Origin of the sequence: Burkholderia sp. AU45251 (genome assembly GCF_030482905.1) — a bacterium.
In the GTDB taxonomy this organism is placed as follows: domain Bacteria; phylum Pseudomonadota; class Gammaproteobacteria; order Burkholderiales; family Burkholderiaceae; genus Burkholderia; species Burkholderia aenigmatica.
The window spans coordinates 139,331-163,187 of sequence record NZ_JAUJQH010000001.1 but is presented as its reverse complement, the minus strand read 5'-3'; the positions used below and the strand labels follow the sequence as shown (position 1 = coordinate 163,187).

Genomic DNA, 23,857 nt, shown 5'->3' with positions numbered 1-23,857 from the left:
GACGGCCATGTTTGAAACGAGGCGCGCGAATCGCGGATCGGCAACACCGAATGCGGGTAATTCCCTATCAAGTTTTTCGACTAGGTGGAATCCCCGACTTGCAACCGTGACATTGTTCGCTGTAACGATAATCGGAGTGTCCGCAAACGCGCACGCGTTCTGCCTCGACACCGCCTTCCAGTACGCGGTCGTGCACGATCCGCGCTACCTGCAGGCGCGCAGCGAATACGACGCGGCGCGCCAGAAATTCCCGGAAGCACGCGCGCAGATGCTGCCGCAAGCCGCCGCACAACTCGAATGGGGACGCTACGGCACGCACGCGAACCTGTTCGGCATCGATGTCAGCGGGTCGAGCAATGCCGCCTACGGTTCCGCGCAGGTCACGCAGGCGCTGTTCAACGTGCCCTACCTGTACGACATGCGGCGCGCGACCGAGTACGAGGAATCGTCGAAGCAGAAACTCGAGGTGGCGAGACAGGACCTGATCCTGCGCGTCGCGAATGCGTGCTTCGACCTGCTCAGCGCGCGCGAGAAACTGCAGTCGGCCGACGACGAAGTGAACGCGCTCACCCGGCTCGAAAGCGATACGCGACGCATGGCGCAGCTCGGGATGAAGACGATCGGCGATACGGCCGAAATCGAGGCGCGCCGCAGCCTCGCGCAATCCGACGAAGCCCTCGCGCAAACCGACGTCGACGCGCGCCGCGCGCGCTACGAGACGCTACTCGGTTCGACGATCGATTTCTCGCGCTGGCCGCGGCTCGCGATGCGCGGCTCGTCGCCGCGCATTCCGTCGGGCGAATACGCGCCGCAGGACAACCCCGCGTACCGGCAGGCGTATCGCGACGTCCAGGTCGCGCGGCTCGCCGCGAAGCGCGTCAGCGCCGAGCACTTGCCGACCGTCGACCTGTTCGCGTCGTATTCGCGCGGGCTCAACCCGAACCTGCGCGGGCTCACCGATCGCTCGGACTTCCATCAGAGCGCGATCGGCGTGCAGGTGACGATCCCGATCTTCTCCGGCGGCAGCGTGTACTACCGGCAGGTGGAAGCCGAGCACGTGACCGAGCAGTACCGCAACCGGCTGCGCGAGGTCGAGGAGCAACTGGGCACCGATCATCGCGAGGCGCTGTCCGCGCTCGAATCGGTCGGCAAGCGCATCCGCGCGCTGCAGCAGTCGCTACAGGCTGCCCGGCTCGCGTACGATTCGTCGATGAAGGCGCATCAGGTCGGCTACAGCACGACGTACGAAACGCTGAACCTGCGGCGCGATATCTCGGGCATCCGGCAGAAGCTGTTCGACAGCTATCTCGATGCGCTGAAGCTGCAGTTGAAGCTGAAAAGCGTGCTCGGTACGCTCGACGAACAATCGCTGATCGCGGTGGACAGCTTCCTCGAAAGCAACGCGGCAAACGACCGTGGTTGAATGCGGTTCGATGCGCATCGGCACGCGATAAAAGGTTGTATGCGCAACCTTGCTCGCTAATGCCGATGTTCCGGCCGGTCGATCCATCGACGCCATCGCGATGCGGTATCGTCCCGTCGTTCGAGTGAACTTGCGTCCGACCCCGCGCGATCGCCCGACGCAATGCACGATCCCGATCGCAAGCCGCGTCGGTCGCTGCTTGATCGCAACGTGCAGGGGTATACGCGATGTTGCGTCCAAAAGAAACTTTGCCTAGAGTGCATCCCATCGATCCGGCGGACAAAGACGTCCCACGATCGTGCGCAGCGCGTGCCCGCTAGCCCGCGCTTCGCAGGCCCGACATCGGGCCACCCATCCGCATTCCCGTTATCCGACAGCGTTGTCGGATGAACGGACCGGCAAAGAAGCCCTTGCCTCGCTCGTCGAGGCAAGGGCTTTTTTTTGCCTTTCAAAAACGCACGTCTTCACCCGAACCAGGAGCACACCATGCGTCATGGCGATATTTCCAGCAGCAACGACGCCGTCGGCGTCGCCGTCGTCCAGTACAAGATGCCGCGCCTGCACACGCGCGCCGATGTGATCGCGAACGCCCGTGAAATCGCGGAGCGCGTGGTCGGCATCAAGCGCGGCCTGCCCGGCATGGACCTCATCGTGTTTCCCGAATATTCGACGCACGGGATCATGTACGACGCGAAGGAGATGTACGACACGGCCTCGACGATCCCTGGCGAGGAAACCGACATCTTCGCGGCCGCGTGCCGCAAGGCCAACGTGTGGGGCGTGTTCTCGCTGACCGGCGAGCGCCATGAGGAACACCCGGACAAGGCGCCGTACAACACGCTCGTGCTGATCAACAACCAGGGCGAGATCGTGCAGAAGTACCGCAAGATCATGCCGTGGGTGCCGGTCGAAGGCTGGTATCCGGGCGACTGCACGTATGTCGCCGAAGGGCCGAAGGGGCTCAAGATCAGCCTGATCATCTGCGACGACGGCAACTACCCGGAAATCTGGCGCGACTGCGCGATGCGCGGCGCCGAGCTCGTCGTGCGCTGCCAGGGCTACATGTACCCGGCGAAGGACCAGCAGGTGCTCGTGTCGAAGGCGATGGCGTTCATGAACAACTGCTACGTCGCGGTCGCGAATGCGTCCGGGTTCGACGGCGTGTATTCGTATTTCGGCCACTCGGCGATCGTCGGCTTCGACGGCCGCACGCTCGGCGAATGCGGCGAGGAAGAAAACGGCGTGCAGTATGCGGAGCTGTCGGTGAGCCTGATCCGCGACGCGCGCCGCAACATGCAGTCACAAAACCACCTGTACAAGCTGCTGCACCGCGGCTACACGGGCAAGATCGGTTCCGGCGAATCGCCGAACGGCGTCGCACAATGCCCGTTCGAGTTCTATGCGAACTGGGTGAACGACCCGGACGGCACGCGCCAGGCCGTCGAACGCCTCACGCGTGCAACACCCGGCACGCCCGAATGCCCGATCGAAGGCATTCCGTCCGAAGCGCCCGCGCACCGCTGAACCCGCGCCCCGCCCGGCCGTTCGCGCCGCATGCGCGAACGGCTCCGTCTCACTCTGGAGCCTTCATCATGCTCGGTGTCGCTCTCTTCTTCATCGGCGCGGTGCTGGTCGTCAACGGCGTCGCACTCACCGGCCGCATCGAACCGCGCGACGCGGCCGGCCTGAACCTGCTGGTCGGGCTGCTCGCGCTGCTGATCAACCTCGTCGGCCTCGTGCAAGCCTCGGAGCCGCCGCAATATTTCTCCAGCGCGGGCGGCCTGCTATTCGCATTCACGTACCTGTACCTCGCCGCCGTCCAGTGGCGCGGGCTGCAAGGCGCCGGCCTCGGCTGGTATTGCCTGTTCGTCGCGATCAGTGCGCTCGTCTATGCCGGCACGTCGCACGACGTGCGTTTCGGCGCGATGTGGCTGCTGTGGTCGAGCCTGTGGTTCCTGTTCTTCGTCGCGCTCGGGCTGAAGCGGCGCGTGCGCTTCCTGCCGGGCTACACGATCGCGATCGGCGTCGGCACCTGCTGGCTGCCCGGCATGTTGATGATGACGGGGAGGTGGTAATGAGCGCACGCGATACGCCGCTGGCCACCGATCCGCTCGCCGGGCACCGCATCGCCGACGCACCGTTCTACCAGGCGGCCGGCGCCGAGGCCGACTGGTTCGAGACGGCCTGTCGCCATCACCTGCCGGTCCTGCTGAAAGGGCCGACCGGTTGCGGCAAGACGCGTTTCGTCGAGTACATGGCGTGGCGCATGGGCCTGCCGCTGATCCAGGTCGCGTGCAACGACGACACGTCGGCGGCCGACCTGACCGGCCGCCACCTGCTCGACGCCGACGGCACCTACTGGGCCGACGGGCCGCTCACGCTCGCGGCGCGGCATGGCGCGATCTGCTATCTCGACGAGATCGTCGAGGCGCGCCCCGACGCAACGGTCGTGATCCATCCGCTGACCGACTCGCGGCGCGTGCTGCCGCTCGACCGGCTCGGCGAGGTCGTGCATGCGCATCCGGATTTCCATCTGGTGATCTCGTACAACCCCGGCTATCACGGCGAGCACCGACGGCTGAAGCCGTCGACGCGCCAACGTTTCGTTGCGATCGACTTCGGCTATCCGGATGCCGCGCATGAAGCCGACGTCGTCGTGCGCGAAAGCGGTGCCGACCCCGACACCGCGCGCCGGCTCGTCGATCTCGCGCAGCGCACGCGCGCGTTGGCACAGGCGAGCAACGGGCTCGACGAAGGTGCGTCGACGCGCCTGCTCGTGCACGCGGCCCGCCTGATCGTCGCCGGGCTCCCGCCGCTCGATGCGTGCCGGATCGCGATCAGCGACGCGGCGACCGACGACGCCGACACGCGTGTCGCGTTGCAGACGATGGCCGCCGCGCACTTCGCGACATGAGCGCACTGCAACTCGCCCGCTTCCTGCACGGGATGACCGCGCACGAGACCGACGTGCGGCTCGACGATGCGACACTGCGCACGACGCTCGGCCATGCCGCGCTGCGTGTGCCGCGCGCGTTGCCGCCCGAGGCGCGCATCGCGGCGGCCGCGCACGCGCTGGCACACTGGCTGCACTCGCCGCCGGGCGAACCGGCCGACACGCTGACGCCGATCGGCATCGCCGTCGCCGGGCTGATCGAGGATGCGCGCGTCGAAGCGCTGCTCGCGCGCAGATGGCCAGGACTCGCGACCTTCTGGGCACCCGCGTTCGCGCCGATCGACCGAGAAGGGCTCACGTTCGGCCGCCTGTGCGCGCGGCTCGCGAAAGCGCTGTTCGATCCGTCATATCGCGACGGCAATCCGTGGGTCGACAAGGGCGTGCAACTGTTCAACGAACGACGCGACATGCTCGACGACTACCGTGCGTTTCGCACGGTCGCATCGCGGCTCGCAAACGATCTCGGCCAGATGCGCGTGCGCTTCGAGCCTGACGACGGCGCATGGCTGCCCTATCGCGACAACAATGCGTGGCTGTGGGCACAACCGGCCGCCGTCGCGGCCGAACAGGCAGGCAACGAAGGCGTCGAGATGTCGGCCTCGACCGGCGGCCACAGCGACGAACCCGACGACGAACCGCCGCCCGCGCCCGATGCGCCGCGCTACCCCGAGTGGAATTGCCACACGCAGCGCGAACGCCGCGACTGGGCGACGATCGTCGAACGCGCGCCGGCCACGTCGGTGCCACCCCGTTCGCTTGCCGCGCTGATCGAAGCCGACCGGCGCACGGCGAAGCGGGTGCCGTCTCCTCGTGCAGCCGAGCCGATGCGACGCGTCGGCCGCCAGCTCGATGGCGATGCGCTCGACGTCGATGCCGTGATCGCCGCACGGATCTCGCGTCGCGCCGGGCACGCGCCCGATCCACGCGTGTTCCGTCGCCGCGTGCCGCACGACGCGCGCGGGCCCGTGCTGATCCTGCTCGACCTGTCGGCGTCGACGGCCGCGCAGGTTGCCACGCTCGAAAAGCGCGCGGCGTTCGTGCTCGGCGACCTGTTCGACCGGCAGCGGCGGCGCTGGGCCGTGCACGGCTACACGTCGGACGGCCGGCATCGCGTGTATTACGCGCGCTTCAAGGATTTCGGCGATGCGTTCGACGCCGGCCGCCGAGCGGCGCTGCTCGCAGCCGACAGCGGGATGAGCACGCGCACGGGCGCGGCATTGCGCCATGCGCTGGCGTTGCTGCGCGGCGAAGCCGCGAGCGCACGGGCCGCCGTGCTGATGATCGGCGACGGCGAAGCCGCCGACATCGACGTGTTCGACCCGCGCTACCTGGTCGAGGATGCGCGCCACGCGGCACGCCAGGGCCGGCAGCGCGGTGTCGCGATCGCCGGTTTGTCGTTCGGCGCGCCGCCCGGGTTGTCTACAATACTTGGCGTCGGCCCGAGCTGCGTCCACGCGGCGAACGGCGACGCCTTGCCGGCCGTCGTCGCACACGCGGCCGGGCACCTGACCGCGTGACGGCCCCACCCGGAAGAAACAGGAACGACCGAATGAACAGTGTGAAGGTTGGCGTATTGTTCTCGCAGAGCGGATGCACGTCGCACCTTGGCCAAAGCCAGTTGCGCGGCACCTTGCAGGCGATCGCCGAGATCAACGAAGCGGGCGGCGCGAACGGCTGCGAGATCGTGCCCGTCGTGCGCGATGCCTGCTCGGACCCGGCCGTCTACGCGCGGCTCGCCGAAGCGCTGATCGCCACCGAACGCGTGAACGTGCTGTTCGGCGGATACATGTCGAGCAGCCGCAAGGCGCTGATTCCGATCGTCGAGAAGTGGGACAAGCTGCTCTTCTACCCGACGCTCTACGAAGGCTTCGAGTTCTCGCCGAACGTGATCTACACGGGCGCGGCGCCCAACCAGAACAGCGTGCAGCTTGCCGCGTTCATGACCGCGCAGTTCGGCGCGCGCGTGTACCTGGTCGGATCCGACTACATCTATCCGTACGAGTCGAACCGCATCATGATCGACCTCGTCACGCAGCATCCGGAAGGCCAGATCCTCGGCGAGGTGTACATGCCGCTGGTTGCGTCCGAGCAGGATTTCGCGGCGGTGGTCGAGGACATCCGCGCGAAGGCGCCCGACTTCGTGTTCAGCACGCTGGTGGGCGACAGCACGGCCGCGTTCTACCGCGCGTATGCGCAAGCCGGCCTCGACGCACGCAAGATGCCGATCGCGAGCCTGACGACCTCCGAGATCGAGCTCGGCCAGATGGGCGCGGCCGCGGCCGGCCACTACACATCGTCGCCCTATTTCCAGACCATCGATTCGGACGTGAACCGGCGCTGCATCGCGCAGCTCAAGGCGCGCTTCGGCAATGACGCGAGCGCGTCCGCACCATGGGAAGCCGCGTATTTCCAGGTGCACCTGTTCGCCAATGCGCTCGCGCATGCCGGCACCGATCAGCGCGACCGGCTCGTCGAACATCTCGCAGATGCGGAATTCGATGCGCCGCAGGGGCGCGTCAAGATCGACCGGCTCACGCAGCACACGTGCCTCTACCCGCGCATCGGCTGCGCGACGGCCGACGGCAACTTCACGATCGTGCGCGAAGCGACGCGATGCGTGCATCCCGATCCGTACCTCGTCACGCATTCGCTCGGCGACCGCGTGCACGCGCCCGACGAACAGAAGGCGTAACCGACGATGCGCGCCCGCACCCCGATCCGTTCGACGCCGCGCCTGCTCGCCGAACTGCGCTCGCTCCGCGTGATGGTGTACTACCCGGACGACGACAACGGCCTGCTGCTCGTCGAGCAACTGTCGCGCATCGGCTGCCCGAGCGAACAGCGCTGGCCGCCGCCCACCGCGTTACCGGAGAGCGTCGACCTCGTGATTCTCGCGGTCCGGCCCGACCTGCTGCACCTGTCGATCCCGTGGCTGGAGGACGACGCACGACCGCCGCTCATCGCCGTCACGACCTATGAAAGCCCGACGATCCTCGAACTGATGCTGCGCATCGATGCACAGAGCGCGGTGACGACGCCGGTGCGCTCGTTCGGCCTGTTGAGCGCGATGGCGCTCGCGTGCCACCAGAGCCGCCGGCACGACGAATACCGGCGCCGCATCGCGCAGCTCGAACAGCGCGTGATGTCCGTGCGCACGCTGCAGGAAGCGAAGACGCTGCTGATGCAGCACAACGCGATCAGCGAAGAAGAGGCCTATCAGCAGATCCGCTCGCAGGCGATGGAGCGGCGTATTTCGATCAATCAGCTCGCCGAGCAGATCGTGCAGGCGCATGCGCTGCTGAAGCGGTAACTCGAGCGCGATTGCCGGACGTCAGTCCGGCGGCGGCAACACGACCGTATCCTCCGGCCCAAGCACGCGCCCGTCCTGCGAACGCAGCTCGAGCTTCCTGACCGGCAGCCCGGTCTTCCGGTCGACGAGCAGCACGTGCGCCTCGTCCGGTTCGAAGAAGAAATCCTCCCCCCACTGCCGCAGCGCGACGAGCAGCGGAAACAGGCCGCGCCCTTTCTCGGTCAGCACGTATTCGCGATGCGCGCCGCCGTCCGCGGCCGGCACGATGTCCATGATCCCGTGCGCGACCAGATTGCGCAGGCGCGCGGCAAGGATGTTCTTGGCCAGCCCGAGACTCTTCTGGAATTCGCCGAAGCGGCTCAGCCCATCGAACGCGTCGCGGACGATCAGCAGCGACCACCAGTCGCCGATCGCGTCCAGCGGGCGGGCTACGCCGCAGGGGGAGTCTTCATGCGTGGTTCGTCTGTTCATCGATGCATGCGGTGACGCCGTACCGGGAATGCGGTCGGAACGGCGGTCGTTCCCGTTGAAATGAATGGTTGCAATATAAAACCCGTCACGCGAAAGATCAATCGCACGAAGCCCGACTGTTCGCGATCGACGAAAAGAACGATCGATTCGAGCCCGATTAGCAATCAAGCCTCTACGTTCGGCCCACAAAATCCGGTACTGCTCCGTTCCAGTGCGCCATCTCGCACCAATGACACAGTCATTCGGCAATTGGACCAGCCACTTTTTTGGTTGCAATTTGAAACCACATAGCCTACGCTTCGATTCGGTTTCAACTTGAAACCAACCTATCCGAAGGAGCGTTCGATGATCCGGTCCGATGCCACGTTCGATGGCACCTTTCCATTCGCCCCGCATTTCGACGACGCATCCGGCTTCCGGATGCACTACGTGGACGAAGGCCCGCACGACGGCGAAACCATCCTGTGCCTGCATGGCGAGCCCACGTGGGGTTACCTGTTCCGCCATCTGATTGCGGCGCTGAGTCCGACGCACCGCGTCGTCGTCCCCGATCACATGGGCTTCGGCAAAAGCGCGACGCCGCAGGACCGCAGTTACTGGCTGCAAGACCATATCGACAATCTGGAGCGTTTCGTGCTCGCGCTCGGCCTCGATCGCATCACGCTCGTGATGCACGATTTCGGTGGCCCGGTCGGCATGGGGCTCGCCGCACGGCATCCGGATCGCATTCGGCGCATCGTGTCCGCGAACGGGCCGACGCCGTTCGGCCAGCCCGATCTGGTCGAACGCCTGACCGCGAACGGTCGCGATGCGCCGTGGTTCCAGTGGATCATGCGCGCGGCGGCAGACGATACGCTGGAGACGGTGCTCGGCCAGCTCGGCTTCAACATCCTGAGCACGCTGAAGCTGAACGGGTTCGAAAATCACGCGATCGTCAACGACACCTGGATCGCCGCATACGGTGCGCCATTCGCGCAACCGGCGGACTGTCTCGGCGCGATCGGATGGGCCCGTGGATTTGCCGCCGGCGCGCACCGGTTCGAGGAGCCCGATGCGGCGGCGCTGCGCGCGATACGCGAAAAGCCCGCGCTCGCGATCTGGGGAGACGCCGATCGAACGCTCGGCGCCGAACACTTCCTGCCGCTCTTCACGGCCCTGTTTCCGTCCGCGCCCGTCGAGCGGCTGACGGGCGTCGGACATTACTGCTTCGAGGATGCGCCCGACGCCATCGCGGCACGCATCGCCGAATTCATCCGGACCACCGGCTGAGTGTGTTCCGCAGCCGGCTGCACGACACCGGACTGCGGAACACGACGTGCGCGGCCGCCTTTGCAACCGCTCACGCCCCCCTTCACGTCAGTGGATGATCCGCGTCACGCCACGCCCGCGCGGATCGGCCATCGCCTCCGGCGTCTTGCCGTCGATCTTGATCACCTGGATGTCGCCGCTGAAATCCTGCCCCTTCAGCGTGTAGCCACGCGCCTCGATCTGCTTCGCGAGTTCGCCTTCGATCGGGTGGTACGGCTCCCAGAAGATCGTGTTCGGCGGCAGCAACTGGTGATGGAAGCGCATCGCGCCGACGGCCTCCTTCAACGGCATCTTGAAGTCGTAGATGTTGTTGATCACCTGGAAGATCGACGTGAAGATGCGCGAGCCGCCCGGCGTGCCGATCACGAGCGATACCTTGCCGTCCTTCGTCATGATCGTCGGCGACATCGACGACAGCGGGCGCTTCTTCGGTTCGATCGCGTTCGCGTCGCTGCCGACCACGCCGAACATGTTCGCGACGCCCGGCTTCGCGGAGAAGTCGTCCATCTCGTCGTTCAGCACGATGCCCGTGCCGTCGGCGATCACGCCCGAGCCGAAATAGCCGTTGATCGTGTACGTGTTCGACACCGCATTGCCCCACTTGTCGACCACCGAGAAGTGCGTCGTTTCAGCCTTCTCCGGCATCGTCGTGCCGAGGCCCGGCTGCACGCTCTTCGTATCCGACGGCTCCTTCGGGTTGACTTCGCCCGCGCGCTTCGCGATATACGCGTCGTCGGTCAGCTGCGCGATCGGCACCTTGTAGAAATCGGGATCGCCGAGATACTGCGCACGATCGGCGAACACGCGCTTCTCGATTTCCGCGACGAGGTGGATGTACTGCGGCGAGTTGAGCTTCACACCCTCGAAATCCTGCTTGAGGTCGGCCTTCATCTTCAGCAGTTGCACGAGGCCGATGCCACCCGAGCTCGGGGGCGGCGCGGTGATCACGTCATAGCCGTTCCACTTCGCCTGCACCGGCTGGCGCCACACCGCGCGGTACTGCGCAAGATCCTCGGTGGTGATCAACCCGTTGCCGTCGCCGGTCTTCATCGATGCGGCGATCAGCTCGGCCGTCTTGCCCTTGTAGAAACCTTCCGCGCCATCGTTCGCGATGCGCGTCAGCACGTCGGCGAGATCCGGCTGCTTGAAGTTCACGCCGGCCTTCAGCCCGGAGAAATACTTGTCGAAGTTGGTCTTGCCGCCGAACTCCTTCGATGCGTCGACGCCGCGCTGCGCGAGCTGCTCATCGACGACGAAGCCGTCGCGCGCATAGTGGATCGCCGGCGCGAGCACCTGCTTCCACTTCAGCTTGCCGAAGCGCTTCTGCGCTTCCCACATGCCCGCGACCGTGCCCGGCACGCCGACCGCGCGCGGGCCGTACAGGCTCATGCCCTTGACGACGTTGCCGTCCTTGTCGAGATACATGTCCTTCGTCGCGGCGAGCGGCGCACGCTCGCGGTAGTCGATGAAGTACGGCTTGCCGTCCTTGTAGATCGTCATGAAGCCGCCGCCGCCGATGTTGCCGGCTTCCGGATACGTGACGGCAAGCGTGAACGCGATCGCGACGGCCGCGTCGATCGCATTGCCGCCTTCCTTGAAGATCCGCTCCGCGGCATCCGCGCTGTACTTGTCGGCCACCGCGACTGCGGAGCTCGTCAGGACGGCCGGCTGCGGCCCCTTCGCATAGACGGGCGCGTTCGGCAGGAAACCGATGCCGGCCACCGTCGCGAGCACGACAGCGGATGTTTTGAAGCGATTCAGCGTAGTCATTGCATGTCCCCCATGTGGATCTCCTTCAGGCAGGAAAAGCACCTGTTCCGCTCATGGCCGCTGGCACGCCGACGGCCATCTCCGGTTTCGTAGTATAGGGGGACAAAAAGGGTCGAACACGTGACGTGCAACGAAAGCGCAGTCGTTATGTGCGCGCGGTCATGCCACAGCTTTTCAACCTGCATGCGGATCGGTCGAAATTGCACGCAGTGCGCGTCCGCCGTGTCCATCCGCCGTGTCCGTCATCACGCAGCGCACAAAAAAACCGAAAGTTGCGAACTGCGCGGAAGGCCACGCGTCATGTGCAAAAAAATCTGCAAACGTCGCTCCCACTGCACGAGCCGATCTGCGAAGATAGCGCCCCGTTTTCGCGCTGCATCATTTTTTCTTGCACGCGCCGCTTCACGTTTCTTCATCTCGCTTTCTATGGCATCACGCAATGCACATCATGCGTCCGGCTTCGCAGCCGGCGTTGCCGCCGCCGCCCTCGTCGCACAAACCGGCGCCACGGGTCCGTGGCATGTGGGCATGTTCGCCGCATTCGCGGCGGGCGTCGCGGGCGGCACCGCGCCCGACTGGCTCGAAGTTGCCTGGTGGCGCCGCAAGCGCCGCCTGTGGGTCACGCATCGCACGATCACGCACTGGGGCATCGGCTGGATCGCCCTGCTTGCGCTCGGGTGGCACGGGCTCATCCATCAACCGCATCCGCTGTGGGCCGCGCCGCTGTTCGGCTTCGCGTGCGGCGGCGTGATGCACCTGCTCGCCGACTGGCCGAACCCGCTCGGCGTGCCGTGGATCTGGCGGCGTCACTCGCTCAACCTGTGGAACAGCGGGAATTGCGACCTGATCGTCGTGGCCGCCGCATGGGGCGGCACGCTGTGGCTCGCGCAGTCGTTGTGCTCGCGTGCGCCGCTGCTCGAACACTGGCTCGGCTGGCTGCATCGCGTTTAGTGGCAATTCGGTGCAATTCGGCACGCTATCGGCGTACCGGCTCGCATGCAACTTTCTGTTCGTTGAAAGTGCGATGCGGGCCCCCATTTGAATCTGAATTCCCGACACACCTGCCCGGCACGCACGCGCGACGTCTGGCACACTGACGATTCGATTCGTGCGTGCGCCTTCTGCGCTTGCCCCCCATTTCAACGCTCCGATGGACGTCACCGCTACCCGCCTTGCCGCCAGTGCGCTCGACGTGTTCCACCCGGCTGTCGCCGCGTGGTTCCGGCGCACGTTCGCCGCGCCCACCGGCGCGCAGGCGCTCGCGTGGCCGCACATCAAGGCTGGCCGCTCGACGCTCGTTGCTGCGCCGACCGGCTCAGGCAAGACGCTCACCGCGTTCCTGTGCGCGCTCGACGATCTGGTGCGCGATGCATTGGCGCACGACGGCACGCTGCCCGACGCGACACTCGTCGTGTACGTGTCGCCGCTGAAGGCGCTGTCGAACGACATCCACGTGAACCTCGACGCGCCGCTTGCCGGCATCGCCGAATCGCTCGCGCAACTCGGCCTGCCGGTGCCGGCGATCCGCACCGCCGTGCGCACCGGCGACACGACGCAGGCCGAGCGCGCCGCATTGCGCAAGCGCGCGCCGCACATCCTCGTGACGACACCCGAGTCGCTGTACGTGCTGCTGTCGTCCACGTCGGGGCGGCAGATGCTGTCGAACGTGCGCTCGGTCATCGTCGACGAAATCCATGCGCTCGCGTCGTCCAAGCGCGGCAGCCATCTCGCGTTGTCGCTCGAACGTCTCGACGCGCTGGCCGGCCGCGCGCTGCCGCGTATCGGGCTGTCGGCGACGCAGAAGCCGATCGACGCGGTCGCGCGCTTCCTGGTCGGCGGCCCGGCCGACGCGCCGCGCGACTGCACGATCGTCGACACGGGCCATACGCGTGAGCGCGACCTCGCGCTCGAACTGCCGAACGTGCCGCTCGAACCCGTGATGGCAACCGACGTGTGGGAACAGGTGTACGACCGCATTGCCGGGCTCGCGGCCGCGCATCGCACGACACTCGTGTTCGTCAACACGCGGCGCACCGCCGAGCGCATGGCGCGCCATCTCGCCGACCGGCTCGGCAAGGAAGCGATCGCCGCGCATCACGGCAGTCTCGCGAAGGAGCACCGCTTCGACGCCGAGCAGCGCCTGAAGCGCGGCGAACTGAAGCTGCTCGTCGCCACCGCATCGCTCGAACTCGGCATCGATATCGGCGACGTCGATCTCGTCTGCCAGGTCGGCTCACCCCGCGGGATTGCGCCGTTCCTGCAGCGCGTCGGCCGCTCCGGGCACCACGTGGGCGGCGTGCCAAAGGGCCGGCTGTTCCCGCTGTCGCGCGACGAGCTCGTCGAATGCGCGGCGCTGCTCGATTGCGTGCAACGCGGCGAGCTCGACACGCTGCGCATTCCCGAAGCACCGCTCGACGTGCTCGCGCAGCAGATCGTCGCCGAAGTCGCGTGCACGGAATGGCAGGAAGACGCGCTGTATGCGAGCGTCACGCGCGCGGCGCCGTACGCACGGCTGACGCGCGAGCGCTTCGACGAAGTGATGAAGATGCTCGCCGAAGGCTTCACGAGCCGGCGCGGCGTGCGCGGCGCGTACCTGCATCGCGACATGGTCGGCGGCACCGTGCGCGGGCGCCGCAACGCGATGATGACCGCGACCACGTCGGGCGGCACGATCCCCGACATGGCCGACTACGCGGTGCTGCTCGAACCGCAGGGCATCCAGGTCGGCACAGTCAACGAGGATTTCGCGATCGAGAGCCTCGCGGGCGACGTGTTCCAGCTGGGCAACCAGTCGTACCGGATCATTCGCGTGGAAACAGGCCGCGTGCGCGTCGAGGACGCTCAAGGCCAGTCGCCGAACATTCCGTTCTGGCTCGGCGAGGCGCCGGGGCGCAGCGACGAGCTGTCGGCGGCGGTCGGCCGGCTGCGCGCACGGCTCGACGGACTGTTCGCCGACGGCGAGCGGCAAGAGCATGCCCGCGGCGGCAAACGCACCGACGACGATATTCGCGGGAAGACGGCGGCTGAAATCAAGGCGACGACCCAAGCCAGGACCAAGGGCGGTGCAACATCGACGCGACGTGTTGAAGCCGAAGCCGAAGCCGAAGCCGAAGCCGAAGCCGAAGCCGCGATCAGTGTACGAAACGACGTCGCCCGTGCAGTCCCTGCCAACCCGGCCGACAGCCGCCTCATGCCGGCGTTGCGCTGGCTCGTCGACGATCTGCGCCTGTCACCAGACGCCGCGCACCAGATCGCCGACTACCTCGCCCGCACGCGCGCCGCACTCGGTGCGCTGCCGACGCAGGACACGCTCGTGATGGAGCGTTTCTTCGACGAATCGGGCGGCACGCAGCTCGTGATCCATTCGCCGTTCGGCAGCCGCATCAACCGCGCATGGGGGCTTGCGCTGCGCAAGCGCTTCTGCCGCAGCTTCAACTTCGAACTGCAGGCAGCCGCGACCGACGACGCGATCATCCTGTCGCTGTCGCTTGCGCACAGCTTCGCACTCGACGAAGTGTGGCGCTACCTGCGTTCGGCCAGCGCCGAGCACGTCCTGGTCCAGGCCCTGCTCGACGCACCGATGTTCGGCGTGCGCTGGCGCTGGAACGCGACGACCGCGCTCGCGCTGCCGCGCTTCACGGGCGGCAAGCGCACCGCGCCGCAACTGCAGCGGATGAAGAGCGAGGACCTGCTCGCGACCGTGTTTCCCGATCAGGTCGCGTGCCTCGAGAACATCGTCGGCGAGCGCGAGATTCCGCATCACCCGCTCGTCGACCAGACGCTCGACGATTGCCTGCACGACGCGATGGACACCGATGGCTGGCTTGCGCTGCTGCGCCGGATCGAAAGCGGTGCGATCGAACTTGTCGCGCGCGACCTGCCCGCACCGTCGCCGCTCGCCGCCGAGATCCTGAACGCGAAACCCTACGCGTTCCTCGACGATGCACCGCTCGAGGAGCGCCGCACGCAGGCCGTACAGTCGCGCCGCTGGAGCGATCCCGAATCGGCCGACGATCTCGGCGCGCTCGACGCCGACGCGATCGACGCAGTGCGCGACGAAGCCTGGCCGCTCGTGCGCGACGCCGACGAAATGCACGACGCGCTGCTCACGCTCGCGTGCGTCTCCGATAGCGAATCACAAACCCGCGAAGGCTGGTCCGACCGGCTCGCGGAACTCGCCGAACGCCGCCGCGCAACGAAACTCGTCGCGCCGGGCGGCGCTGTACTGTGGGTGCCGGTCGAACGGCTCGTGTGCCTGCGTGCACTGCATCCCGACGCGCGTATCGCGCCGGCGCTCAAGGTGCCGGCAGCCTGCGCGCAGCCGTGGGAAGCGGATGCCGCACTCGTCGACGTGATCCGCGCACGGCTCACCGGTTTCGGCCCTCTTGCGCTCGACGCGATCGCGACACCGCTCGGCCTGCCGCCTGCGTCGATCGCGACGGCACTCGCGGCGCTGGAGCGCGAAGGCTATGTGATGCGCGGCCGGTTCACGCCGGGCACAACGACGGACGAATGGTGCGAACGCCATCTGCTGGCGCGCATTCATCGCTACACGGTGAAGCGGCTGCGTCGCGAGATCGAGCCGGTCGAGCGCGCCGATTTCATGCGCTTCCTGTTCCACTGGCAGCACCTGACGCCCGACACGCGCGGCACGGGCCGCGACGCACTCGCGGCCGTGGTCGAACAGCTCGAAGGCTACGAGGCCGCCGCAAGCGCATGGGAAGATGCACTGCTGCCCGCGCGGCTTACCGACTACACGGCAGGCGGGCTCGACGAGCTGTGCCGCTCCGGCAAGCTCGTGTGGACGCGCATCGGCGCGCCGGCGCGCGCGGCCGGCACGCCCGTGAAGACGACGCCGATCGTGCTGCTGCCGCGCCGCCACCTTTCCGCGTGGCAGGCGCTGCGCGACCCCGATGCGCAACCGGCACTGTCCGCGCGGGCCACCCAGGTGCGCGACGCCCTCGCCACGCACGGCGCGATGTTCTTCGACGCGCTGCTCGACGAACTGCGCATGCTGCCGGTCGAACTCGAACAAGCGCTCGGCGAACTCGTGTCCGCCGGCCTCGTGAATGCGGACAGCTACGCGGGCTTGCGCGCGCTGCTGAAACCGGTCGTCAAGCGCAGCGCGACCTATGCGCCGCGCACGCGGCGCGGCGGCGCACTGATCGGCGGCATGGACGACGCGGGCCGCTGGGCACTCGTGCAACGCCACGCGCCGCCGGACGAGGCGCCGGCACCGAAACGCGGCCTGGCCGCGACCGACCCCGACGCGCTCGAACACATCGCGTGGACGCTGCTGCGCCGCTACGGCGTCGTGTTCTGGCGACTGCTCGAACGCGAAGCCGACTGGTTGCCGAACTGGCGCGAGCTCGTGCGCGTGCTGCAACGCCTCGAAGCGCGCGGCGAGATTCGCGGCGGACGCTTCGTCGCCGGGCTCGCGGGCGAACATTTCGCGCTGCCCGAAGCGATCCCGATCCTGCGCGAACTGCGGCGGCAACCGGGCGACGGACAGTACGTGTGCGTGACGGGCGCCGATCCGTTGAATCTTGCCGGCACGCTGCTGCCCGGCGACAAAGTGCCCGCGCTGGCCGGCAATCGCGTGCTGTTCCGCGACGGCGTGCCGGTCGCATCGCTGGTGTCGGGCGCATTTCACTACGCGCCCGAACTGTCGCCCGCCGCGCGCGAGGATGCCCGCCTGCGGCTCGCACGCCACCACTGACATCGGCTGACACGCGGCACCGCCCGGACTACTGATCGCCGGCCTGCGCTACCGCCAGCGTTCGGGTAGCATCGAACGATTTTCCGCGCGGACGCTCGCGCTCGAACACGACAAGGCTCCCGGAGACTGCTGTCCATGCCCTCGCATGCCGATTCGCCCGCCGCTCATCACGCGGGCTCACTGACGATTTTCCAGGGCGCCGCGCTCTATATCGGCGCGGTGCTCGGCACTGGCGTGATCGCGCTGCCCGCGCTGGCCGCCGAAGTCGCGGGCCCGGCCTCGCTGCTCGCATGGGCCGCGCTCGTCGTGCTGTCCGGGCCGCTCGCGGCCACCTTCGCCGCGCTCGGCGCACGCTATCCCGACGCAGGCGGCGTCTCGACCTACGCCCGGCGCGCATTCGGGCCGAAAGCCGCGGCGATCGTCGGCTGGTGCTTCTACTTCGCGGTACCGGCCGGCGCGCCGGCTGCCGCGATGTTCGGTGGCGCATACGTCGCGGCCGTCACTGGCGGCGGGCACACGACCGTCGTCGTCACGGCTGCCGCGCTGATCGCGACCGTGTCGGCCGCGAATGCATTCGGCGTCACCGTGTCGGGCCGCATGCAGCTCGTGTTGTCGGCACTGCTCGTCACGCTGCTGCTGGCCGCGGTGCTCGCCTCCGCGCCACATGCGCGCACCGCGAACCTGCATCCGTTCGCGCCGCACGGCTGGCTCGCGGTCGGCCAGGCCGCCGCGCTGCTCGTGTGGAGTTTCGCCGGCTGGGAAGCGATCACGCATCTCGCAGCCGAATTCCGCCGGCCCGCGCACGACATGCCGCGCTCGGCCGGGATCGCGGTCGTGGTGGTCGGGTTCCTGTATCTGTCGGTCGCGGCCGCGAGCGTGACGGTGCTCGGGCCGTCCGCGGGCGCATCGGGTGCGCCGCTCGCCGAGCTGATCGCGGGCGGCATCGGTGGTCATGCGCAGGTGCTGGCCGCCGTGGCCGCGCTGCTGCTCACGCTCGGCACGATGAACGCGTATTTCGCGGGTGCGGCCAAGCTCGGCGCGGCGCTTGGGCGCGACGGCGCGTTGCCCGCGTGGCTCGCGCATGGCAGCCAGGTCGGCGGCGTCCCGCGCCACAGCCTCGGCGTGATCGCCGTGCTCGCAGCCGTCGCACTGGCCGCGACGACGCTGTCGGATGTCGGGCCGAAGCCGCTCGTGCTCGTTACGTCCGGATGCTTCGTGATGGTGTATGGACTCGGCGCGGCCGCCGCGCTGAAACTGCTGCCGCGCGGCGGGATCGCTTACCGCTGCGCATGGATTTCGCTGGTAGCGGTCGCCGGGCTGTTCCTGACGACCGGCTGGTACATCCTGTGCCCGCTGCTGCTCGCGGGCGGTGCGCTGCTCTATCTGCAAGTGGCCGCGCCGCGTCAGTGACCCGGCATGTGCGCGCGGGCCGACATTCGCCCGCTTGCGGCGACACGCCCGCGCGTCATGGCCGAGCCGCGGGCCGGATTGCCGGCCATTCCGCCGCACGCATTACGCGTAGCGATGCGGACTCGGCCGCACGCCGCTTCTTCACGCCCGTCAGGCCGGCACCAGCTCGAAGCTGAGCCGTTTGCCGAGCGCGGCGGCCGCGCTCGCGAGCGTCGCCAGCGTGAGGCTCGTGTCGGTTTCGTCGAGCAGACGGTTGAGCGCGGCGCGGCTGGTTTTCATCCGTGCGGCCATCGCGGTTTTCGTGATGTGCTGCGCCTTCATTTCCTGCCCGATCTGCCAGGCGATCACGCGCTTGATCGCGGTGGCGGTGGCCGCTTCGAGAGTGCCATCCTCCTCGAGGAAGGAATCGAAATCGCTGCCGATATGCGGGTTGTTCGTGGTCGTCATGGGGTACTCCAGTGCATGGCGTTGCCGGCTGCCTGCCCGTCGGAGACGGTGCGTTCCAGCGCAACCGGGAAATTCAGATGGCGCGCGTCAGCGCTTTCAGGCGCGCGACGGTGATATCGAGATCATCCGACGGCGTGGCGCGCGACTGCTTGAAGAAACCGTGCAGCAGAACCATCGTTTCGCCGACGACCGTGAACAGCACGCGGGCGCTCCGCCCCGGCAGCATCACGCGAATCTCCCATAGATCCCGTGCCATCTTCCGGACCAGCGGCATGCCGAGCGGCCAGCCGAGTTGCACGGTCTTGATCTCTTCACCGATCGCTCTTCGCTCCGCTTGCCCGAGCGCCTTCAGCCATTCGCGCACCGGCTCGTTGCCACGGGCCGTCTGGAAGAACCGCACGCCGAGCGTGACCTGGATCTGCTGTCTCGTCATCGTCTTGACACCAATCGTACCAAAATCGGTACGATACGCCAAGCACCACGAGCCCGGCTACTGACCGAATGGCCAATCCGGCAGCCGGGTACCGGGCCGGGCCGCGCTTGCCGCACGGCCCGATGGGTCAATTGTCGCGACGAGCCGGCTTGCGCGCCGCGCGTGACGTCCCGCGTGCGCGCGTCTCGCCGAACCGCGACCGCGCGATATCGCGCACGGCGTCGATCAGCGTCCGCGCGACCGGCGACGGCTGCGCATCGGTACGCAGCACCAGTCCGACCGGCTCGTCGGTGCCTGCCGCCGGCAGCGGCAGGCGTGCCAGCGCCCCGGCCGACAGGTCGTACTCGGCCGCATAGAGCGGCACGAACCAGACCGCATCGTTTTCGAGCGCAAGCGCGCGCGCGACCGATACCGACAGCACCTCGATGAACGAATCCAGCGGCGGCGCGCCGCAGGCACCGAGCAGTTGCTCGGCCGACTGGCGAATCAGCGTGCCGAACGGCGGCAGCACGACCGGATAGCGCGCGAGCTCGGCCGCCGGCGCCGCGCTCGACAGCAGCGGATGCCCGGCGCGCACGACCGCGACGAGCGGCTCGTTGTACAACTGCTCGAACGCGAGCCCGATCATCCGCTCCGGCTCCGACAGCCGCCCGATCGCGCACTCGATCGCACCGGATTTCAGGCGCTCGAGCAGATCGGCGTTCGCGGCCGTCGCGATCCGCACGACGACGCGCGGCCAGCGCTCGGCGAGCGCCTTCATCAATGCGGGCGCGAGCGATGCCGCGACGGTCGGCAGCATGCCGATTTCCAGCGTCGCCGCGGCAGCCCCGCCCTCGCGCGCGAGCAGCCCGACGCCCTGCCGCAGCGCCAGCACACACGCGTTCGCGTGCGGCAGGAACAACTGCGCCTCACGGGTCGGCTGCGCGCCCTGCCGGCCGCGCTCGAACAGCTTCACGCCGAGGATCGCCTCCAGCTCGGCGATCGTCTTCGAGACGGCCGGCTGCGTGATCGACAGGCTTTCGGCCGCCTTCTGCACGCCGCCCAGCTGCGCGACCGCGAGAAAACACTGCAGGTGCCGGAACTTGACGCGGCCGTCGGCGATACGGTTATTCATAACGGGTGGTTATGCGAGTGACGATGAAATGCCATTTTGCATAACTTTCCGGATAGCCCCAAGCACTCTACGCTGTGTCACGCGTGGCGCCGCAGTGCCTGGAAACCGGCCGGCTCCCACATCCGCTTCGCGATCAGCAAGCTGGTGCCGTGCTTCTGCGCGAGCGGTGCGGACGACGATTCCGCATGCAGCGCGGCCGCCTTGCTGCGCAGCCGGCGCAACTCCAGTTCGAGCTCCGCGGACGCGGCCTCCGTCAGCATCCCCTGCGAGAACGTCATCGTTTCGCCTTCCCCGTCGAAGCGGCTGTCGAGGAAATCGCCGAGCGCGTGCGCATGGAAATAACGGCGGATCGGCCCGCCCGGCAGCCAGTCGAAATCGCGCGCGACGCGCACGCGAATCCGGTCGCCCGGCAACAGCGCGACGACGTTCATCCGGTCGAGCATCAGCAGGTATTTCACGCATTCGGCCTTCGTCACCTGATAGGCCGACACGATGTCCTGCACGGTCCAGTAGTTGATTGCGCAGACGGCAACGAGCAGCAGCTTGTCGTCCGACACAAGCAGCGCCTCCTGCTGCTCGGTCAGCACGTGCAGCCTCGGCGCCGACGCCGACGCCTCCTGCACGAGCTCGGCCAGCGTATAGCCGAGCAGCTGAGAGATCTCCACGACGCGCTCCAGCGTAAAGCGGCCGCTGGCAAACAGCCGCTTCACGCTGGTCTCGGAAACGTCGAGCGCACGCGCGACGTCGCGGTAGGTCATGCCTTGCGCCTTCAATTGGCGCTTCAGCATTTCGATGAGTTGGGCGGTTTCGGTCATTTTGGTATCGAAAAATGATGCTCTAGGTCAGATATTAGGCTACCTGCGCACGCAGATGAACACTTTCGGGTACTTGTCTGCATAATCCGCTCCGTGCTGTCACTGAACGACGGAGCCGAAATGACCACCCGAACCGAAACCGCTGCCTACGAATCGCATCGCACCGCCCCGCGCGATGCCCGCGACACGGATCGCACGATGCCGCTCGCCACGGTCCGCACGCTGGCCGCCAGCGCGCACGTCGGGGATCTCGTGTTCATCCGCGTGCCGGCGCATGCGCCCCGCGACGCGGCAGGTGCGACGGGCTCGACGGGTGCATGGGCCAATCGCTTCGGCATCGTCGTCGACACATCGGGCGACGAGCCCGTGATCGCCGAATCCGCGTTTGCGTGGACGAAGCTCACGCCACTGTCGCGCTTCGTCGCCCGTACCGACGGCGGGCGCATCGCGCTGGCGCGCCGCGTCTCGGCACCGACCGCCGATGCGCAGCGTCAGGTGCACGCAACAGCGGAACAGCGGATCGACGCGCTGCTCGGCAACCGCTTCAACCTGCGGACACGGCGCGGGTTCTGCGCGGACTACGTGAGCGACGTGCTCGGTGCCGACCGCGACACGACGCCGGCCGCACTGCTGCGCAGCGGCACGCTGTCACTCGAATTCGACGGGATCGTGTTCGATCCCGGCCGGCAGTCATAACAGGCGCGCTCAGGGAGACCGGATAACAACAAGAACGACAACACAAAAACGCAGCGACGGGCTGGCTGGAGGGCCGTGCACGGGGTCGTCACCGACGACGCGAAGCCCGATCGCTTTTTCCGCCGGACAGGCATCCTGTCCGGCGGAATTTTCATTGGTGCGTCGAACATAACGAATGGTTATACGATTCGCGAAGAAAGGTCATTTTGCATAACTTTCCGGATTGGCTAAAGTCCTGCCATCCCCTTCGCGAAATACCTATCAGGAGACGCCCGATGGATTCCCCCACGATCCTCACGCCGCGCGACTGGCCGTCGCATCCGGCCTATGTCCACCCCGAGTACCGTTCGTCCGTGAAGCGCGGCCCGACCCGCCCGCTGATCCCGCTGAAGGAGAAACTGCGCGACCAGTACGCGCCGGTCTACGGCGCCGAAGATCTCGGCGCGCTCGACCATGACCTGACGAAGAATGCCGTGAAGAACGGCGAGCCGCTCGGCGAGCGCATGGTCGTCACGGGCCGCGTGCTCGACGAAGGCGGCAAGCCCGTGCGCAACACGCTCGTCGAGGTGTGGCAGGCGAACGCGGCCGGCCGCTACGTGCACAAGGTCGACCGGCACGACGCGCCGCTCGACCCGAACTTCCTCGGCGCGGGCCGCTGCCTGACCGACAACGAAGGCCGCTACCGCTTCCTGACGATCAAGCCGGGCGCGTATCCGTGGGGCAACCATCCGAATGCGTGGCGCCCGAATCACATCCATTTCTCGCTGTTCGGCGATTACTTCGGTTCGCGTCTCGTCACGCAGATGTACTTCCCCGGCGACCCGCTGCTCGCGTACGACCCGATCTTCCAGGGCACGCCCGAGGCCGCGCGCGATCGCCTGATCTCGCGCTTCTCGATGGACATCACCGAAGAAGGCTATGCGCTCGGCTACGAATTCGACATCGTGCTGCGCGGCCGCGACGCTACCCCGATGGAGCGCTGAACCATGACGACGCTGAAACAAACCCCTTCGCAGACGGTCGGCCCGTACTTCGCGTACGGCCTGTGCCCGCAGCAATACGACTACGACCTGAAGAGCCTGTTCACGCCGACGATCGCCGCGGCCCACGCCGAAGGCGAGCACGTGCTGCTGGTCGGCCAGGTGTTCGACGGCGACGGCAACGTCGTCGGCGATGCGGTGCTCGAATTCACGCAGGTGGACGGCGCGGGCCGCTACCCCGCGTCGCGCGACGACATCGCGAAATCCGGCTTCACGGGCTTCGCGCGGGTCGGCACCGGCACCGATGCGCAGCAGCGCTTCGTTGTCGAAACGGTGAAGCCGGGCCGCCTCGCCGCCGACGAAGCGCCGCACATCAACGTGACCGTGATGATGCGCGGGATCCTCACCCATGCGTTCACGCGCGTGTACTTCGACGACGAAGCCGCCGCAAACGCGGCCGACCCTGTGCTGAACGCGGTGCCGGCCGAGCGCCGCGCGACGCTCGTCGCGAAACGCGACGCGCAGCCGGGCCGCCCGGTGGTCTACCGCTTCGACATCCGCATGCAGGGGCCGGACGAAACGGTGTTCTTCGACGTGTGACGCGCGAGCCGGCGCACGCCGGCATCGCCCGCTCCCGCACCGCCGTGTAGCGCGATTCCGACAGGTATCGCGCCACACGGCGTTTTTCGTGCTCCGTCGCCATCATTCGATGCTGCGGCGCATCGCGCCTGGTCATCAGCACCGACGCCCATTGCCAGGGGCTTCTGCCCCTGCATCGAACGCACGATTGAAACGCATGCTGCTGCAACCGCACATGAGTCGCGAGTCCCGCGGGATTTCGTTTGCGCGTTATGCGGCGTATTCTTCGCTATCCACAACGAGTCAACGAGATTGAATCGGAAGAGGCGACAATTACGCATGTAATGCGCGACACTGTCCGGCAGGCCATGCGCGCATTTTTTCTGACCGAGTGCCTTTAAACGCGTCTGACCGAAATTGGCAGGCGCG

20 protein-coding genes are annotated in these 23,857 nt (G+C 67.3%); 14 read left to right on the top strand and 6 right to left on the bottom strand.

Annotated elements, in window-relative coordinates; genetic code table 11:
- Positions 1 to 7: 7 nt before the first annotated feature.
- From QZM67_RS00710 to QZM67_RS00680, 7 genes are all read left to right on the top strand, one after another.
- Entirely contained in the window at positions 8 to 1,423 is a 1,416-nt protein-coding gene (locus QZM67_RS00710) for a TolC family protein (protein WP_301800251.1), read from the top strand.
- 486 nt (positions 1,424 to 1,909) lie between these two features.
- Complete coding sequence (locus tag QZM67_RS00705) at positions 1,910 to 2,947, top strand: aliphatic amidase (protein ID WP_175022222.1); 1,038 nt, start codon at positions 1,910 to 1,912, stop codon at positions 2,945 to 2,947.
- 68 nt (positions 2,948 to 3,015) lie between these two features.
- A complete protein-coding gene (locus QZM67_RS00700) occupies positions 3,016 to 3,498 on the top strand; it encodes an AmiS/UreI family transporter (protein WP_301800250.1) in 483 nt (160 codons plus the stop codon).
- A complete protein-coding gene (locus QZM67_RS00695; RefSeq protein ID WP_301800249.1) occupies positions 3,498 to 4,337 on the top strand; it encodes a CbbQ/NirQ/NorQ/GpvN family protein in 840 nt (279 codons plus the stop codon). The genes QZM67_RS00700 and QZM67_RS00695 overlap by 1 nt, the downstream gene beginning before the upstream one ends.
- Entirely contained in the window at positions 4,334 to 5,893 is a 1,560-nt protein-coding gene (locus tag QZM67_RS00690; RefSeq protein WP_301800247.1) for a nitric oxide reductase activation protein, read from the top strand. The genes QZM67_RS00695 and QZM67_RS00690 overlap by 4 nt, the downstream gene beginning before the upstream one ends.
- 32 nt (positions 5,894 to 5,925) lie before the next feature.
- Positions 5,926 to 7,068 carry a transporter substrate-binding domain-containing protein gene (locus QZM67_RS00685; protein WP_175022226.1) on the top strand — a complete coding sequence of 381 codons (1,143 nt, stop codon included), beginning with the start codon at positions 5,926 to 5,928 and terminating at the stop codon, positions 7,066 to 7,068.
- A gap of 6 nt (positions 7,069 to 7,074) precedes the next feature.
- Complete coding sequence (locus QZM67_RS00680) at positions 7,075 to 7,686, top strand: ANTAR domain-containing response regulator (protein WP_175022227.1); 612 nt, start codon at positions 7,075 to 7,077, stop codon at positions 7,684 to 7,686.
- Positions 7,687 to 7,707: 21 nt separating this feature from the next.
- Here the strand turns inward: QZM67_RS00680 and QZM67_RS00675 are convergent, their stop codons facing one another.
- Entirely contained in the window at positions 7,708 to 8,157 is a 450-nt protein-coding gene (locus QZM67_RS00675; RefSeq protein WP_301800245.1) for a helix-turn-helix domain-containing protein, read from the bottom strand.
- A gap of 345 nt (positions 8,158 to 8,502) precedes the next feature.
- Here QZM67_RS00675 and QZM67_RS00670 point away from each other — a divergent pair, with 345 nt between their 5' ends.
- A complete protein-coding gene (locus tag QZM67_RS00670; protein ID WP_301800244.1) occupies positions 8,503 to 9,426 on the top strand; it encodes an alpha/beta fold hydrolase in 924 nt (307 codons plus the stop codon).
- An 87-nt stretch (positions 9,427 to 9,513) separates the two neighbouring features.
- Here QZM67_RS00670 and ggt read toward each other — a convergent pair whose 3' ends face one another.
- On the bottom strand, positions 9,514 to 11,235 hold the full coding sequence (gene ggt, locus QZM67_RS00665) for a gamma-glutamyltransferase (RefSeq protein WP_043183407.1): 1,722 nt from the start codon (positions 11,233 to 11,235) through the stop codon (positions 9,514 to 9,516).
- A 426-nt stretch (positions 11,236 to 11,661) separates the two neighbouring features.
- Here ggt and QZM67_RS00660 point away from each other — a divergent pair, with 426 nt between their 5' ends.
- The 3 genes from QZM67_RS00660 to QZM67_RS00650 all read left to right on the top strand — a co-directional run bounded on the left by QZM67_RS00660 (position 11,662) and on the right by QZM67_RS00650 (position 18,364).
- Positions 11,662 to 12,186: a metal-dependent hydrolase gene (locus QZM67_RS00660; RefSeq protein WP_043183403.1), complete on the top strand. Its 525-nt coding sequence runs from the start codon at positions 11,662 to 11,664 to the stop codon at positions 12,184 to 12,186.
- A 199-nt stretch (positions 12,187 to 12,385) separates the two neighbouring features.
- The gene (locus tag QZM67_RS00655) at positions 12,386 to 16,954 is read left to right on the top strand and encodes a DEAD/DEAH box helicase (protein ID WP_301800241.1); all 4,569 of its coding nucleotides are present in this window, start codon (positions 12,386 to 12,388) and stop codon (positions 16,952 to 16,954) included.
- 135 nt (positions 16,955 to 17,089) lie between these two features.
- Positions 17,090 to 18,364, top strand: a complete 1,275-nt coding sequence (locus QZM67_RS00650) for an APC family permease (RefSeq protein WP_175022233.1) — start codon at positions 17,090 to 17,092, stop codon at positions 18,362 to 18,364.
- 150 nt (positions 18,365 to 18,514) lie between these two features.
- On the opposite strand, the gene QZM67_RS00645 is transcribed toward QZM67_RS00650, so the two are convergent.
- The 4 genes from QZM67_RS00645 to QZM67_RS00630 all read right to left on the bottom strand — a co-directional run bounded on the left by QZM67_RS00645 (position 18,515) and on the right by QZM67_RS00630 (position 21,173).
- Positions 18,515 to 18,811: an XRE family transcriptional regulator gene (locus QZM67_RS00645; RefSeq protein ID WP_175022234.1), complete on the bottom strand. Its 297-nt coding sequence runs from the start codon at positions 18,809 to 18,811 to the stop codon at positions 18,515 to 18,517.
- A gap of 73 nt (positions 18,812 to 18,884) precedes the next feature.
- A complete protein-coding gene (locus QZM67_RS00640; protein ID WP_043183397.1) occupies positions 18,885 to 19,244 on the bottom strand; it encodes a type II toxin-antitoxin system RelE/ParE family toxin in 360 nt (119 codons plus the stop codon).
- A 127-nt stretch (positions 19,245 to 19,371) separates the two neighbouring features.
- Positions 19,372 to 20,358: a pca operon transcription factor PcaQ gene (pcaQ, locus tag QZM67_RS00635; protein ID WP_175022235.1), complete on the bottom strand. Its 987-nt coding sequence runs from the start codon at positions 20,356 to 20,358 to the stop codon at positions 19,372 to 19,374.
- Positions 20,359 to 20,435: 77 nt separating this feature from the next.
- Complete coding sequence (locus QZM67_RS00630) at positions 20,436 to 21,173, bottom strand: helix-turn-helix transcriptional regulator (RefSeq protein ID WP_043183393.1); 738 nt, start codon at positions 21,171 to 21,173, stop codon at positions 20,436 to 20,438.
- 120 nt (positions 21,174 to 21,293) lie between these two features.
- On the opposite strand from QZM67_RS00630, the gene QZM67_RS00625 reads away from it, so the two are divergent.
- From QZM67_RS00625 to pcaG, 3 genes are all read left to right on the top strand, one after another.
- On the top strand, positions 21,294 to 21,869 hold the full coding sequence (locus tag QZM67_RS00625; protein ID WP_175022236.1) for a YiiX/YebB-like N1pC/P60 family cysteine hydrolase: 576 nt from the start codon (positions 21,294 to 21,296) through the stop codon (positions 21,867 to 21,869).
- Positions 21,870 to 22,144: 275 nt separating this feature from the next.
- Positions 22,145 to 22,852 carry a protocatechuate 3,4-dioxygenase subunit beta gene (gene pcaH, locus QZM67_RS00620; protein ID WP_301800236.1) on the top strand — a complete coding sequence of 236 codons (708 nt, stop codon included), beginning with the start codon at positions 22,145 to 22,147 and terminating at the stop codon, positions 22,850 to 22,852.
- Positions 22,853 to 22,855: 3 nt separating this feature from the next.
- On the top strand, positions 22,856 to 23,449 hold the full coding sequence (gene pcaG, locus QZM67_RS00615; protein ID WP_011355460.1) for a protocatechuate 3,4-dioxygenase subunit alpha: 594 nt from the start codon (positions 22,856 to 22,858) through the stop codon (positions 23,447 to 23,449).
- The last annotated feature ends 408 nt before the right edge of the window (positions 23,450 to 23,857 follow it).